This window comes from Burkholderia sp. E168m22 (genome assembly GCF_001319805.1).
Lineage (GTDB): Bacteria > Pseudomonadota > Gammaproteobacteria > Burkholderiales > Burkholderiaceae > Burkholderia > Burkholderia orbicola.
The window spans coordinates 15,579-30,690 of record NZ_BBSK01000111.1; the positions used below are offsets into that span (position 1 = coordinate 15,579).

Annotated in this window: 14 protein-coding genes and 1 pseudogene; 5 read left to right on the forward strand and 10 right to left on the reverse strand. The window is 62.2% G+C overall.

The window, feature by feature from the left end:
* Window positions 1–32: 32 nt before the first annotated feature.
* From AP428_RS25615 to AP428_RS35875, 7 genes and pseudogenes are all read right to left on the reverse strand, one after another.
* A complete protein-coding gene (locus tag AP428_RS25615; protein ID WP_011548505.1) occupies window positions 33–254 on the reverse strand; it encodes a hypothetical protein in 222 nt (73 codons plus the stop codon).
* Window positions 251–1,039, reverse strand: coding sequence for an IS21-like element helper ATPase IstB (gene istB, locus AP428_RS25620; protein WP_011694462.1), 789 nt, complete (start codon window positions 1,037–1,039; stop codon window positions 251–253). The genes AP428_RS25615 and istB overlap by 4 nt, the downstream gene beginning before the upstream one ends.
* Window positions 1,014–2,093, reverse strand: a complete 1,080-nt coding sequence (locus AP428_RS25625) for an IS21 family transposase (RefSeq protein WP_226292306.1) — start codon at window positions 2,091–2,093, stop codon at window positions 1,014–1,016. The genes istB and AP428_RS25625 overlap by 26 nt, the downstream gene beginning before the upstream one ends.
* 11 nt (window positions 2,094–2,104) lie before the next feature.
* A complete protein-coding gene (locus AP428_RS37515; RefSeq protein ID WP_011694460.1) occupies window positions 2,105–2,500 on the reverse strand; it encodes a transposase in 396 nt (131 codons plus the stop codon).
* Window positions 2,501–3,736: 1,236 nt separating this feature from the next.
* Window positions 3,737–3,874 (reverse strand): annotated as a pseudogene (locus AP428_RS37520) (IS66 family insertion sequence element accessory protein TnpB); the annotation flags it as partial.
* A gap of 143 nt (window positions 3,875–4,017) precedes the next feature.
* Window positions 4,018–5,394, reverse strand: a complete 1,377-nt coding sequence (locus AP428_RS25635) for a glycoside hydrolase family 28 protein (protein ID WP_011548508.1) — start codon at window positions 5,392–5,394, stop codon at window positions 4,018–4,020.
* A 626-nt stretch (window positions 5,395–6,020) separates the two neighbouring features.
* The gene (locus AP428_RS35875; protein ID WP_226113972.1) at window positions 6,021–6,428 is read right to left on the reverse strand and encodes a hypothetical protein; all 408 of its coding nucleotides are present in this window, start codon (window positions 6,426–6,428) and stop codon (window positions 6,021–6,023) included.
* On the opposite strand from AP428_RS35875, the gene AP428_RS25640 reads away from it, so the two are divergent.
* The 4 genes from AP428_RS25640 (at window position 6,418) to AP428_RS25655 (ending at window position 11,119) form a co-directional block, all read left to right on the forward strand.
* Window positions 6,418–7,371 carry a helix-turn-helix domain-containing protein gene (locus AP428_RS25640; RefSeq protein WP_226113973.1) on the forward strand — a complete coding sequence of 318 codons (954 nt, stop codon included), beginning with the start codon at window positions 6,418–6,420 and terminating at the stop codon, window positions 7,369–7,371. The two genes, AP428_RS35875 and AP428_RS25640, sit on opposite strands and share 11 nt — an antisense overlap.
* 78 nt (window positions 7,372–7,449) lie before the next feature.
* Complete coding sequence (locus AP428_RS25645; RefSeq protein WP_011548511.1) at window positions 7,450–8,388, forward strand: transporter; 939 nt, start codon at window positions 7,450–7,452, stop codon at window positions 8,386–8,388.
* Window positions 8,389–8,410: 22 nt separating this feature from the next.
* Window positions 8,411–9,640 (forward strand): MFS transporter, encoded by a 1,230-nt coding sequence (locus AP428_RS25650; RefSeq protein ID WP_011548512.1) that lies wholly within the window; start codon window positions 8,411–8,413, stop codon window positions 9,638–9,640.
* A gap of 36 nt (window positions 9,641–9,676) precedes the next feature.
* Entirely contained in the window at window positions 9,677–11,119 is a 1,443-nt protein-coding gene (locus AP428_RS25655; RefSeq protein ID WP_011548513.1) for an amidase, read from the forward strand.
* Window positions 11,120–11,622: 503 nt separating this feature from the next.
* Here AP428_RS25655 and AP428_RS25660 read toward each other — a convergent pair.
* From AP428_RS25660 to AP428_RS25670, 3 genes are all read right to left on the reverse strand, one after another.
* Window positions 11,623–12,495, reverse strand: a complete 873-nt coding sequence (locus AP428_RS25660) for a fumarylacetoacetate hydrolase family protein (RefSeq protein WP_011548514.1) — start codon at window positions 12,493–12,495, stop codon at window positions 11,623–11,625.
* 144 nt (window positions 12,496–12,639) lie between these two features.
* Window positions 12,640–13,410 (reverse strand): SDR family NAD(P)-dependent oxidoreductase, encoded by a 771-nt coding sequence (locus AP428_RS25665; RefSeq protein ID WP_011548515.1) that lies wholly within the window; start codon window positions 13,408–13,410, stop codon window positions 12,640–12,642.
* Between the two features lie 152 nt (window positions 13,411–13,562).
* Window positions 13,563–14,117: an OsmC family protein gene (locus AP428_RS25670; RefSeq protein WP_011548516.1), complete on the reverse strand. Its 555-nt coding sequence runs from the start codon at window positions 14,115–14,117 to the stop codon at window positions 13,563–13,565.
* A gap of 358 nt (window positions 14,118–14,475) precedes the next feature.
* Between AP428_RS25670 and AP428_RS25675 the strand changes: the two genes are divergently transcribed.
* Entirely contained in the window at window positions 14,476–15,039 is a 564-nt protein-coding gene (locus tag AP428_RS25675; protein ID WP_011548517.1) for a TetR/AcrR family transcriptional regulator, read from the forward strand.
* Window positions 15,040–15,112: the final 73 nt, after the last annotated feature.

Consider the following 15,112-nt stretch of genomic DNA (forward strand, 5'->3'; position numbering starts at 1 on the left):
GCCCCTTTGACGTGATGCGGCGGTGGCGCTGTTCAGAACGGCGGGTCGAGCTTTCGCGTTCGGATACCCGGTCGTGACGTGCGCTGCTCACGCAGCTGTTCGTGGAGTTGGGCGCCGTAGAAGTCGGTGATCACGGCGAGCAGATCCTCGAGCAGTTCATACGCAGCCAGCGCCTGTTCGGGCGTCCAGTCGTCGGGCACGACGAACGGCAGGCCACGCCGGCGCCCGGAGGGCAGCAACGGTGCGCGGCTCATGACGTCGGCCCCTTCTTTGCGGCAGGTTTGCGCGTCTTGCGCTGCCGGGCCCGCGCTTCGTTGCGCTCGCGGGCCTCTTTGAGCCGATACGATTCGCCTTCGATCGAGATCACCTCGGCGCGATGCACGAGACGGTCGACCAGCGACACTACGCAGGCGGCGTTCGGGAACACCTCCGACCATTCCGCGAACGGCTTGTTGGTCGTCACGATGGTCGATCGGGCCTCATATCGACGGCTGACGAGTTCGAACAGCAAGTCGGCGTGGCGGTTCGAGTACGAGAGATAGCCGACCTCGTCGATCACGAGGATGTCCGGCGTGGCATAGTGATGCAAGCGGCGGCGCAGCGCCGAATCGCTGTCCAGTGCCGCGAGTTCGCCGAGCATCTCGCTAGCCGACTTGAACAGCACCGTGCGGCCCTGGATCAGCGCATGGTGCGCGACGTTCTGCGCCAGCGTCGATTTGCCCACGCCGTTCGGGCCGATGAACACGATGTTGGTCGCGTCGTCGAGGAACGAGAGCGACATCAGGTCCTCGACCGCCGCGCGGTCGATCCGCTTGGGCCAGTCCCAGTCGAAGTCGGTCAGCGTCTTGAACTTGCTCAGCTTCGCGGCGCGAATGCGCCGTTGCAGTGATCGATGGGCCCGTTCGTCTTCCTCCCACTGCAGCAACGGCGCAAGCCAGGTGGAGCCGTCGACTTCGGACCAATGCTCGACGAGGCCGTTCAGGCGTAACGCCCTGGCGCGCGAACGCAGCATCTCATTGTTGTTCGGGGTCGACGTCATCCTTTTTCTCCGCAGTCAGTTGATCGTAGGTATCGAGCCGGTGCGGCTGGACGGGCGCATCCTTGCGCCGTACGTGCTCCGGCAGATTCATGGCAACGGGAGGCGGTGCGCCGCGCGCGGCGCGGCGGCGCTCCAGCGCGGCCCGTACGGTATTGGTATGCGCCGATCCCGCACGCAACGCGTCTTCGACGGCGGCCTGCAATTCGGCAGCGCCGTAGCGGTCGAGCAGGCGTAGCAGCGAGCTCGTCAGCCCGCCGACGCTTGCGCCACGTTCGGCCGCACGGATCAGCAGGAGCTCGCAGGCCGGTACCGCTCGGGTCAGGCTGTTGACGCCGCGGTGCTGCCGGGCTTCGCGTTTGAACTGCTCGAGCGTTTTAAGGTGCTGTGGGTCTTCGATCTGTTCGGCCCGGTCGTAGCAACGTCGATGGCTGGCGATCATCTCGGCACCGTCGAACACCCGCACCTGGTTGAGGTCGGCCCGGACGGTCAACGTGCGACGCACGTGGGTATGCGGGATCGTGTAATCGTTCAGGTCGAAGCGCACGTACGGCGTCTTGCCCACCTTCACGGCCAGTTGCTCTTCGACGGGGTATGGATTGTCGGGCAACGTCAACAACAACGGCTGCTCGCGAGCGAACGCTTCGCGCACGGTCATCGTGCGATCCTCAGGGCATGGCCGGTCGGCCGCCTGGGTACGGCACCATTGCTCGGCTTGCGCGTTCAGATCATCGAGATCGGTGTACTTGCGCGCGGCGAAGAAGGCTTCTCGAACATGGCGGATCGCGCGTTCCACGCGTCCCTTCTCGTTGCCGCGCGCAACGGCGACAGGCCGAGGCTCGAAGCGGTAGTGGCCGGCGAACGCGAGCAGCGTCGGATGGAAGCGGATCGCATCACCAACGCGCTCGAGCACGGCCGATTTCAGGTTGTCGTACAGCAGGACTCTTGGTAGTCCACACCATGTGTTAAACGCGCCGATGTGGCCGCGCAGGAAGTTCTCCATTCGCGCATCAAGGAAGAAGCGCAGGTAGATATCGCGCGAGTATGAGAGCACCATCACGAACGCCATCAGTGGCCGAAGTGCCCCCAATCGACCTGGGCCTGCTCGCCGGGGAGCGTGCGCAGACGCAGGAAGGCCTCCGCAGGTTTCCGGGGGCGGTGCAGTGAGATCAGATGCCGGAAGTGGTCCGGCGCCCCTTTGTAGCCGCGCTCGCGAACCATCACATAGAGGCGGCTGGCCGTCAGCGTTGGGTATTTCGTCAGTGTCTGCCGGATGAACGGCAGGTACGGTTCGATCATCGAGGGTTTCGGCTGCGGCCCAATCCGGGGCAGCCCGGCATGGGCAATCACGCGCTGCGCCGTCTCACGATGCACGCGCAACTGCTTGGCAATGGTGCCGCACGGCCATTTCTCGGCGTAATACAGGCGCAGGATCTGCGCTTCGAGTTCAACCGGAATCGTCATCGGGGTCTCCGCGATCAGGGCACCGCCCGAAGGAGGCCCCTTCGGAGCGAACACGACGGGGACCGCGACGGCGCACGAAGCCGGTTCGCACCAGTGGCAGCAACAAGCCGCCGCAGCAATGGCAACGCAACGGCTGCGCCGCCGCCGGATGGGCGGCGGCGTTGGCGAGTGCAATGGCGGCGTCACGGTCCGGTTGCAGTACACCATCGGCGGGCACGTCAGGTGAACCCTGATGCGTCACTTTATTGCGCCGAGCCCGATAGCGCTTGGCTCGAGCCGCGTGAGCAACGCGCCCACGGCGCGTGCGCTGATAGCGTCGTCCAGCCTCGCGCACACGGTCACGGCGTACGTCGGCGGCGCAATTCCGGCAATATCGATTGCCGCGATCGCACCGGCGGCAGATGAAGACCTGCGCCCGGCAACGGGCGCACAGGTACAGGCGGCCCGTGGGCGGCTGCATTGGCGGTTCCTCGAGAACGCCAAAGACGAGGAGTCGACTGAGGTCGACGGGCCGCGCGAGCAATGCGATACTGATCGCTCACACGGCTCTCCGGCCGGCCGACGGGCCTGCCATCTGGATCCTATGTGGAGGTGCGGCACCGTACTGGACTTGGCGGTTGAGGCCGGTGCCGCGCCTGTTGTTCTTCTTCGGCAAACGCCTTTCTACCATGCGCATCGCCCAATGCGACGCGGGGCGCGTCTCCAGTCACCCTACGGGCTCCTTACGTCGCGCCCCGCATCAACATCCCGCTTCCGACAGGTTGGTCGCGTCCAAAACGCCGACTTTTACATTTGTGTCATGCCGCCGCGACGTGACGCCGCCGGAAAAGCGCGGATTTTGACCGCCATCGACAGCGCTCTATGCGAAGCGGATCCTGCCGAGTACCGCGTCCGACAACGCCGTCCTGTCAACCAGTCAACGAGCCTAACAAGAAGGCCTTTCGGGCCTGCTTGCACAGCCGGCGACGGTGGGGTTTCGAGCCGACCAGACCTTCTGACAACGACCAACGATCTTCAAGCGAGGGGTAGACAGTATCATATTGATTTGTATAGATATTTATTGAGGGTCGCATGGCAAAGCCTTACTGGGCTTAAAGGCGGCTAACCGGAAAAATGCATGGAAATCAAGAGCACCCCAAGAAGCCTTCGCACGCCGCGTTATGGGGCGAGCAGCCCTTGCACGACATTGAACGGATCAGATTGGCCTCCCGTATCCGGGTAAGCCAGCCTGGCCAACGATAGTGACGCGCCGGGTTGCAAGCATGCTTCGACCAGGCGGCGTTTCCCATCTGGATCGAACGACCGTTTGCCGTGCGGCGAAACGTGCATCACCTTCAGGGGCAGGTAAACGAGGTCAATCGTGTCAGCTGTCATCGTGGTTGCGTCCGCAAGTGTGAGTTGCGGACGCAATCGTGGATCGATTCAGCAGTGCCGGCTAGGTGCGGAGGATTTCGCGCTTACGCATCAGGCGTTTTGATCCTAATTTGGCCCCTACCGAAGACGTGTCCCCATGTCGCTCAAATCTGCGCAGGGATCGTGATGCTGCTCGGGCAGGACAGCGTCGCGCCGGTATCCGGAATCCCCACTACTTGTCCGTTCGAACCGGTCGAGGTCGTCGCGCTGCTGTGGCTGCCCAGTTGCAATTCGCCGTCGGTCACGGAGAAGGCCTTACCGCCACTGATCTGGCTATTGGTGATGCTGATTCCCGTGTCGCCCGATTTTGGCACGCCCATCAGGCTGTTCGAGAGCCCGATTATGGCGCCTTGCTGCTTGGTGGCGGTGGCGATCACATTGTCGATGGTGACGTTGGCGATGATCGGCAGGGCGCCGCCGGTGCCCGAGGCGTAGGCGTAGGTGAACAGGAAGGGCTGCTGGACGTTGCGCATGCAGGTGTTCCGGTAGGTCACGCCGGTGGTGGCACCGCTGTCCTTGGCGGTCTGGTCGGTCTTGATCCGGTAGCCGTAGTCGGTGCCGCTGAACTGCATCGTGTCGACCGTCACCTGCGAGACGCCGGGCTTGGCGAGCGTGGTGCCGGCCGCCTCCTGGCCGCCGATCGAGATGCCATGACCACCGCCCACCACGCAATGGCTGACGTTGACGCTCGAGGTGGCCGCCCCGCCCGCGTTTGACTTGATGGCGATATCGTCGTCGCCGGTGTCGAGCAGACAGTTCTTGATGGTCGCCGTCTGGGTGCCGATGATGTCGATCGCGTCGGTGTTCGGCGCGAGATCGTCACCGCTGGCATTGCGGTTCGGATTCGCGTAGATCCACACGCCGTCGATCGTGACGTTCTTCGAGCCCGATTCAATCACCAGTTGCTCCTTCGGCGAGTTGCGGATGATCAGTGCGCTGCCGGTAGCATTGGACGAACTCGGGAAGGCCACGATCGACTGCGATTTGCCGGCATCGGTGAAGTTCGAGCCAATCTGCAGGTTTGAGCCGGTGATGGCGATCAGTTTGGGCCGGGCCGTATTGTTCTGCCCGACTGCGGCAGGCCAGTAGTCCTGTCCGTCGCCGTCGATCGCGCCGGTGCCGGTAATGGTCAGGTTGCTCAGATTGCTGCCGGTCAGCATCGCGCCGCTCGAGGGCTGCGCGGGCGAGCCCTTCAGCGTGAAGCCCTTCTCCAACTTCAGCACGATATTGTTGGCGAGATTCACGCTGGTGATGACCGCCGTCGAGATGCCGTTGTTGCTGGCCAGGTCGACCAGGCCCGGACTGCTGCTGGTGCCGCTGGCAGCGCACTGTTGGATGGCGTTCTGCAGATTCGTGGTGTTGGTGCTGGCCGAACTGCTCCACTGCGGCGTGCAGGTGGCCGCTTGCGCGGACGCTTGCACGGCGAGCGCGGCCAAGGTGGAGAGCCTTAGGACGAGGCGCGTGCTGCTTTTGCCTTTCATTGGTTTTCCTTGTATTTAAAATAAGAGAGCGAAATAGGTGCAGCCGGCAAGCAGTGGGGGGGGTAACCTATGAGTCGCAATTCGCCGCCGGACGAACCTCGGCCGGGACACAACACGTATCCCAGGATACTGCTCAGGGCCTCGGATTTTTCTCGAATCCCTGCGCACTAACACGGATCGGTGACCATAATGATCCTCAGTTGAGAACGTTGGCAAAGTGATGGCACTGACGGGAGTGCGAGCAGCAATCACAATGGCGCCGCTGTTTATGCGATAACCGGGCGTCAAACAAGTTGCATCTCCCGGCGGCCCCTCATGTACAAAGCAATTTATGAAATATGGCTTTCAAATTCACTTAATTATACGCGGCATAGTCATTGACGTGCATCCAGCAACTGCAGATTTTTGATCAAACAATAAATAAAAGATGCAATAGCTCTAGATCAAATATCGACTCTCCAGCGCGCCCTCATTCTCGCCGCACTAGCAAAATTCCGGAGTTCTTTTTGAAATTCATCGATCAAATTCTTACGCGAATATTAATATTCGTTGTTTTTGTAATTATTTTGAAAATTTAGGTCTCTCTTCTGTATGCACTAGTAATAACTGCATAGACATACGATCGGTTATGTCGTCAGCCCCAGACTCTCCCGGTACTCAATCTCACTGAGTGCGCCATGCGAGAACTTGACCGAACCAAGGTGATGCTGATCGCCGAGATGGGTTGGAAACCCGGGCGTGCAGCGTAACGGATCGGTCTGAGCGTTCGCCAAGTCAACCCGCTGATGCGGCGCTATCAGGAAGTCGATGACGGAGGCTGGCTCGTGAATTCGCCGCCGACGTCGTCGGCCGAAGGTCTGCCAGCCGCGAGCGCGTCGGGCACGTCCGGCCTCGGGGTAAAGACGCATTGTCAATGATTTATGGTGTGCGCACTGTCGGCACTGGTCTTCGTCCATCGCCCAACCTGCCATGCCGTACACCCCGTTGCCGCCCGCGACAACCGGCGACTCTTCGACGGACGGGATGCCGTTCATCCGGCGCTTCACCTGCAATGACGTCGACAGCCTCGCCGAATGCACGCACGGCTGGTCGATCCACCTCGATCAGCTCTCGCCTGGGCCTTTCCAGGGTACCGTCCATGCGATCCGCCTCGACGAGATGCAGCTCCTGAGGGAACGCGTGAATCGCTCGCTGCTGAAACGTGGCGACCAGTGCGCCGGTAGCACGTCGTTCAGCATCCCGCTGGAAACCTCAGGCACCGGATACTGCGGCGGCTCACCGCTGCGCGACAAAGCGCTGCTTGTCTCCAGCGGCACATCGCTGCCGGAGTTGCGCACCCCGGACCACCAGGACGTCGTATTGCTGACTGTCCCAACCGATACGCTTCGCAGGCTGGTATGGCTCGGCGATAACGATGGCGAAGCCGGCGGAACGCCGTCCAGCGAAACCAGCATCGCGCGCGTGCCGGTGGCCCGCTACGAAGCGTTGAAATCCTTGCTGGTAGCGGGTTTCAGCGCTGCAGACACGTCGGAGCAGCGCCTTGCGCGTCTGCAGACGCGCAAGGCGCTGCGCGACACTATTCTGATCGAACTCGTCGACGCGCTTGAAGCGGCCGGCCGGCCCGTTCGGCTCGATCCATCCGCGCGGCGTCGCATCGTCGACCGCGTGCGCGAGCTCGTGATCTCGCAGCCCGGCGTTCCACTGACCGTGCTCGACGTATGCCGTGCGGTGGGCGCGAGCCGGCGCAAGCTGCAGTACTGCTTCGAGGAAATCCTCGGCACGCATCCTGCGTGGTACTTGCGTGTGGTACGGCTCAACGCGGTGCGTCGCGAACTGCGCGAACATTCCCCGGCGAGCGCTTCGGTCAGCGACGTCGCGTGCCGCTGGGGCTTCTGGCACCTGAGCCGATTCGCGTCGCACTACCGGGAACTGTTCGGCGAACTGCCGTCCGATACGCTCAAACGCCCCCCACGATAATTACCAAAAGCGGATAACGCGCCGGATTTTGACGTTCCTAGACTCCGTACACATTTCAACTGTACGGGAAACGGCACGATGAAAGTCCTAAGACGCCCGCATGGCGTGCGGCACTGTCGCACACGCACCACCGTCGTCGCGATCGGCACATTGGCGGCAACGCTCGCATGTCAGAGCGCTGGCGCGCTTGAAAACGACGGCCCGATCACGCCGTTCGGCGTGTTCGATTTCGGCGCGGGGATGACGCCGCCACCCACGCCCAACGGCACGCTCGCCACACGCTTCGCGTACTACTCGACGCACACGATGCGCAACGGCGGCAATGCCGACTTCTCATTAACAGCCGCGTCGTGGAGCCTCGCATACATCAGAATGACAAACGCGAGGCTGTTCGGCGCGAACGTCGGCTTCGGCGCGATCGTGCCGTTCCTGAATCTGAACGGGCACGTGAACGTACCGACGCCCGCGGGAACGCTCGCAATGTCGGCCGATCCGACCAATATCGGCGATGCGGATTTCCAGCCGCTGATTCTCGCGTGGACTTTGCCTAATCTGTTCGTCAACGTCGCACTCCAAGTGCAGGCGCCAACGGGAGCCTATCGGTCCACTCGACTTTTCAATCCTGGCGTCAACCACTGGACCTTCTCGCCGATCATCGGCGCAACGTACATCACCGACAGCGGATTCGAAATCTCGACCAGCATCGAGGTCGATCAGAACACGACGAACCGTGCAACGAACTATCGAAGCGGCACCGGGTTCCGCCAGGAATTCGCGCTCGGACAGCACATCGGCCCGTTCACCGCCGGCCTCGGCGGCTACATCGAGCGGCAACTGAGCAACGACCACGGCCCGAATGTCGACGGCAACCGCGCGCACGTGAACGCGGTGGGCCCCGCGATCAGCTATGTCGAACAGGGAAAGCCGGCGGTATGGCTGCACGTTTACAAGGAATTCGGTGCGCAAAACCACGCGCAGGGGTACCAAATCGCGCTGCGTGCCGCGCTGTCGTTCTGATGTTCTGATTCGGGAGCAGTCGATGAATCCGCTTTCTTCCGCGCATACCGCGCCATATTCACGTGCCGCTAGGCAAGCCGGCGCCAGCCAGGGTGCTGTGCTGCTGCTCGGCAGCAGTCTCACCGTAATGGGCGCAGTCATGATCGCGCCGATCCTGCCGAAACTCGCGGCGGACTTCGTGCCAGCCAACCCGCGCCTCGCCGCACTCGTGCCGCTCGTCGCGACGGGCCCCGCCCTTGCGATCGCGCTGTGCGCGCCGCTCGCCGGCTGGCTTGCCGATCGCGTCGGACGCAAGATGCTGCTTTTGCTAGCAACGCTCGTGTACGGGCTGGTCGGCGCTGCGCCGGCATGGCTCGACAGTTTCACCGCGATCCTCGTCTGCCGGTTCGCGCTCGGCGCCGCGGAAGCGTGCGTGATGACGTGCTGCACGACGTTAATCGGCGACTACTGGCACGGTGAACAACGGGTGCGCTACGTGAACCGGCAGGTCGTCACGATCGGTGTCGTCGGCACGATTTTTTTCGTGCTCGGCGGCGCGGCCGGCGAGCACGCATGGCGCTATCCGTTCTATCTTTACCTGCTGCCGATCCTGCTCATACCTGCGATTGCCGCCCTGCTGTGGGAGCCGCTGCGTCATGGTCGGCCCGCCGAGCCGGGCGACGGCGGCACGCCGCTGTCCGGCGGCAAGCTCGCGTCGACGCTCGCCATTGGCTATCTGCTGATCTGCGTCGGAATGGTCAGTTCCTTCGTGGTCCCGGTGCAGATGCCGCAGCTGATGATCGACATCGGGCAGCACTCGTCGACGATGATCGGTGCGGTCTCGGGTATCGGTTTGCTATCGACGCTGGCCGGCTCCATCGCATGGCCATGGTTGCGCGACTCGCTCGGCCGGCGCTTCGTCAATGTCGCGCTCCTTGTGCTGCTTGCGGTGGGTCTGTATCTGCTTGCGAGCGCCAATACGGTGCCGGCCATCGTCGTGGCGGTCGTGATTCACGGCTTCGGCGGCGGCATGCTGGTCCCAAACGCAATCCTGCCGCTGATGCGCAGGCTATCGCTCGCGATTCGTGGCCGCGCCCTGGGCGGTTTCACAGCCGCGCTCTATTTGGGCCAGTTCCTCAGCCCGTTGGTCGTGCTCGGATGTGCACAGGCGTTCGGCGGACTGCGTCCCGCAATCGTCTCCATCGCGTCCGGTACAGCCGCCACGGCACTGCTGTGGTTGCTGCCGGCATTTCGTAGCCGCGGCGACGATTGATCCACTCCCATTTTCTTGTTCTCGAACGATAGACCTATGAAAGATTTCCAAACGCTCATCGCCACGCATGATGGCATCGCGCTCGCGGCGCTCGTTCGCGAGAAAGAAGTAACGCCGACGGAACTGCTGGACGCCGTCCTCGCCAGTCTCGACGCGATCAACCCCTCGCTGAATGCCGTCGCAGAGCGCCTCGACGAAACGGCCAGACTAGCCGCATCGACCATCACTGGCCACGAGAGCGTACTCGCCGGTGTCCCGACACTCATCAAGGACCTTTTCATGCCGGTGCGCGGCGCACGCATGGCGAACGGATCGTTCCTGTTCGGCGACTACCGGCCCGACTTCGACGGCGAACTCGTGGGGCGCCTACGGCGCGCGGGCATACCGATCGCTGGAACCTCGCTGTCGCCCGAACTGGGCACGTCGTTTTGCACCTCCTCAGCGCGTTTCGGCGTCACACGCAATCCGTGGAATCCGCATGTGAGCGCCGGCGGATCGAGCGGCGCCGCGGCAGCGCTTGTCGCCGCGCGCGTGCTGCCGTTCGCGCACGGCAACGACGGCGGTGGCTCGCTGAGGGTGCCCGCGTCCTGCTGCGGCGTGTTCGGATTGAAGCCGACACGCGGTCGAACGCCGAATGGCCCGATGATCGGCGAAGGATGGGCCGGCATGGCCATCAACCACGCGATCACGCGCTCGGTTCGCGACAGCGCCGCCCTGCTGGACCTGACCGCGGGCGCCGATACCGGCGCGCCCTATGCGGCGCCATGCCAACCGGAGACGTTTCTCGCGGCCACGCAGCGCGATCCGCGGCCGCTAAAAATCGCCGTGATAGAGCAAGCGCCACCGTGGCCGCTTCATCCGGCCTGCCGACCCGCACTCGCACATACCGTCGCGTTGCTGCGCTCGCTCGGACACCACGTCGAGCCGCTCGATAGTCCGGTCGATTCGGAGGCGTTCTATGACCGTGTATTCACGATCATCGGCGCACAAACGCGTGCGCTGGTCGACATGATAGGCAACCAGCGCGGACTTCCGGTACGCGACGGCGAAATCGAGGCCCGCACCCGTATCATCCTGCGGGAGAAAGGCAATGCAAGCGGCGCCGAATACGCGAGCGCCGTCGACTGGATCCATGCATTGGGCCGGACGTTCGGCCGGTTGATGGAGCGCTACGACGTGCTGCTAACGCCGACGCTCGCGATGCCGCCGCTTGCGCCGGCCGAACTTGCGACCGCGGACGACACGCAGTCGTTGAGCGAAGTCATCGATCGAGCGCATCGGTTTTCTCCGTTCACGGCATGGTTCAACGCGACCGGTCAGCCCGCGATGTCGGTGCCGCTTTACTGGGACGAGCAAGGCCTGCCGATCGGCAGCCATTTCGCGGGGGCGTTCGGCGCAGAGTCGCTGCTGTTCTCGCTCGCCGCGCAGCTTGAGCGCGCTGCACCGTGGGCGGATCGGGTTCCCCCGCTTTGCGTTTGACTGACGGTCCGGTGAACTTCCTGGCTGCAGGCGACTGAGCGCACGGGCGCGTTTGACCAGAGAGGAAGCAGACACCCCGAACGTCGTGTCGGGGTGTCCCGATATTCAATGTTGTACGCGCAGGCTTTCGCGTTTCCCGTTCTTGAACGTATAGAGTGTCATCGTCGCATTCTGGAGATCGCCCTTGGAATCAAATCGCGTTTTACCGATCAAGCTCTTGTAGTCGATCTTTCAGATACGGGAGGCACTTCGCCAGGCCGGACGAGCCAGCAGACTTCTTTGCGTCGACGGGTAATCATCCTTCGCCTGCGACTAAATCACCAGCATAACCGCATCGGACGTCCCACTTAAAATCTCAGAAGACTGTCCGAACGTGACAGGCACCTCTGTCTGTTGTCACGCTCACGATCACGGCACCCTACGCGCGCGTCCGCCTCTCCTCGCATGTAGAGAACCTGCCTGACAACGCCTGCGAGCCGGGCGCAGAGCACCATGCGCGTAAGTCAAGCGTCGCGCCGGACCGTCCCCACGTACGCGACCGGGTTGCGCAACACGCCGAGCCGCTCGATCTCGACTTCGCACACGTCTCCGGCTTTCATCCAGAGCTGCGGTTCGCGCGCCATCCCGATACCGGCAGGCGTGCCCGTGACGATCACATCGCCGGCCTGCAGCGTCATCACGTCACTCAGCAGCACGACCAGCGTCTCGACATCGAAAATCATGTCCGACGTCGATGCCTCCTGCACGACCGCACCGTTCAAGCGCGTCTGGATCTTCAGCCCCTTGCAGCCGCGCGGCAGTTCGTCGGCCGTGACGAACCACGGCCCGAATGCCCCCGTCCCGTCGAAGTTCTTACCCATCGTCCATTGCGGCGTGCGGAACTGGTAATCACGCAGCGTGGCGTCGTTGAAAATCGAATAGCCGGCAACATGATCGAGCGCCCGCTCGCGCGCGATGCTGCGTCCGCCCTTGCCGATCACCGCCACTAGTTCGCCCTCGTAGTCGAGTTGGGACGATTGCGCCGGCAGCGCGATCGGGTCGCCATGGCCGATCAGGCTCGACGCAAACCGCGCGAACACGGTCGGATAGGCCTGCTTCGCAAACCCGGTCTCGGTCGAGTGGTCGAGGTAGTTCAATCCGACACAGACGATCTTGCCGGACCGTCCGAACGGCGGCAGCAAGCGCACCGCCTCGAGATCGACCGGCGCGCCGCGCGCGAGAAGCGCGCCCACTTCGGCAAGATCAGCGCCGTGCGCCAGCAGCGCATCCAGATCGCCCGGATAGGCGGTGTCCTCGGCGGTCAGCCCGAACCATCGCCCGCCGTGCTCCACCGCGATGCCGCGGTGCCCATCCGTTTTATAGACTGCAAATCGCATCGCACACTCCTTGCTCGCCGTCCATGAAGTCGCCGACTACGCCTTCAATGTCCTGTTGGAGCACCGCTGGAGGCAGCGGTAGCCCCTCCTTCATCACGTTTCCGTCGCCCATGTACTGCTAGCGCGCGTACATCCAAACAGCCATCATTTGCGCACGGCCATCACCCCCGCATCCACATTCCAGATGGCACCGGTTACCCACGAGGTCTTGTCTGAAAGAAGGAAGACGATCGTGTTTGCAACGTCTTCGGGCGTACCGACGCGTCCGAGCGGATGAAACGACTCGAGCGCTTTCATCGCACCGGCAATGTCTTCCTTCGCCATAAAGCCTTCATAAATCGACGTCTGTACGATCGCCGGCGAGACAGCATTCACTCGGATACCCGCATCGGCGAGTTCAATCGCGAGATTGCGCGTGAGCGCGTGCAGACCTGCTTTTGCCATGGAATACGCCGATGCCGCGGAGTCGCCCAGCGCTGCCTGGGCTCCGATCGACCCGACGTTCACGATAGCGCCTTGGAGCTTCGCAGCGAGCATGTTCCTGACCACGTCCCGCGTAATGAAGAAAGTGGCACGATTGAGCGACAGGTACATGTCGTAATCAGATTCTTCGTGGTCGATGAAGGCCTTCGGAGCAAAGATGCCCGCAGAATTCACCAGAAGCGAGATATCTTTGTGATTCGCGTTGATCTCCGAGCGGATGGCGTTCATGCCTTCCTCGGTCATGAGGTTCGCCGCAATCACGGAGACCGGACCGAGCCCGCTCAGTTCGGCACGGACCGCTTCAGCTTTGTCTTTCCTGTTTCCCGTCAAGACGACGCTACCGCCGCTTTTCAGCACTTGTTTGGCCGTTGCGAGCCCGATACCGCTGGTGCCACCGACGACAAGAAGTTTCTTACCGGAAAAATCATTCATTTTGGCTTCCTTAATTTAAATGTCTGGATCAGTTCCGCATGCGCGGCCGCGCCAACGCGGACATTACTCGTCTTGCCGCGTCCATGAATCAGCTCGCCTCGCGGAGAACGCAGAACGCAGAACGCGGCCGGTATCGCAAGTACCTCCGCTGGTTAGCCTTCGCGGACTTCGAGAGTCGAGACCATGCGGATCGCCTTCGAGAAATTCGCGAGGTTGACCGAAGTTTTCGTCACGACCTGGTGCAACTCCTCGACACGCTCGCGCGAAGCGTCCGTGTGCAGGCGAACGACATAGCTCACTTCGTCGTATCCCGGGTTCACGCTCTCGTCGAGCCCGAGGAAACCGCGCAAGTCCAGCTCACCATCGGTCTCGATTTCCAGACTGTGGACAGTGATGCCCATCGCGGCGGCGTTGACCACGTATCCGACCGTCAAACAAGCGTTGAGCGCGGCCATGAGCAGCTCTTGCGGATTAGGCGCGCTATTCGTGCCCAAAAGCTGGGTGGGTTCGTCCGCTGCGATTTCGAAATGCCGCTGGTGAGTCACCCCGCCCAGCTCATAGTGGCTGACAGTCGCCACGGAACGCGTCTGGTGTTCCCATTTCGTCTTGACGTTGAAGCGCGCGTTTCGCTTCGTGGGGTCCGTGGCGACTTCTTGCGCGAATTGCTGCAAAGCCGGCACATCGATTCCGTTCGGGTGGGTAGTCATCTGCTGGTCCTCCTAGGAGCGCTCTCGCGCAGGGAAAAGTTCAAACACGCGGCAAGCCTACCATCTAGTTGGTAGCTTCACAAGGGCATTTCTCGTCCTTGTAGTCGTGACGCTCCTTCGAGATTGATCGGACGAATTTGCCGCTCTGCCCGCTCAATGAAAAAATGCACGAGGTCGGTTAGTGCAATTGGGGACACGTTCCTCCACCATCTGCTTGCGGGGCGTCCCTGCAAGGTTGGCCCGCTGCGAAGACGAGATGCGCCGTCATGCTTGACAAAAAACCAACTAGTAGGTAGACTCCGCTTGCAGTGATTCGCTGGGTTCGTTCAATTGAAGATGGCAGTGTGCCGGAGGATGCATGGCAGTAGGTACGCGCGACGCGTTGGTTCAAGCTGCAGAAGGCCTGATGCGCTCGAGGGGTTATGCCGCCTTCAGTTATGCGGATCTGGCCGAAACCGTTGGCATCCGGAAGGCAAGCATTCACCATCACTTCCCGACGAAGGAAGATCTGGGCGTTGCGATTGTGGAAGCCTATGTCGCGAGAGTGGTGGAAGCGTTCGAGCGAATCGACCGCGAGAATGAGGACTTCTGGGGCCGCTTGAACGGATTTTTCGATACCTTTCGCGCCAGCAGTGATGGAAGCCTGCTCCCGCTCTGCGGTGCGCTTGCCGCCGAGATGGCTGCTTTGCCGCCCGAACTGCAGAAGCTCACGCACCGGTTTTTCGAGCTGCAACTGCGCTGGCTGACCAGGGTCATCGACAAGGGCATCAGCGACGGCGAGATCGCCGCCGGTGTGGGGAGCTGCCAGAAGGCGTATCAGGTATTGAGCGTTCTAGAGGGAGCCAGCTTTGTCGAGTGGGCCATGAAGAACGGCGAAACGCTCGACCGCGGCATCATTCGACTCATCGTCTCCGCAGCATAAAAAGGGGATCGCTTCCCCAAACGATTCATCGTTGCACCCAGCGCCAGAGCCGTTTTCCGCGTGAACATGGCTC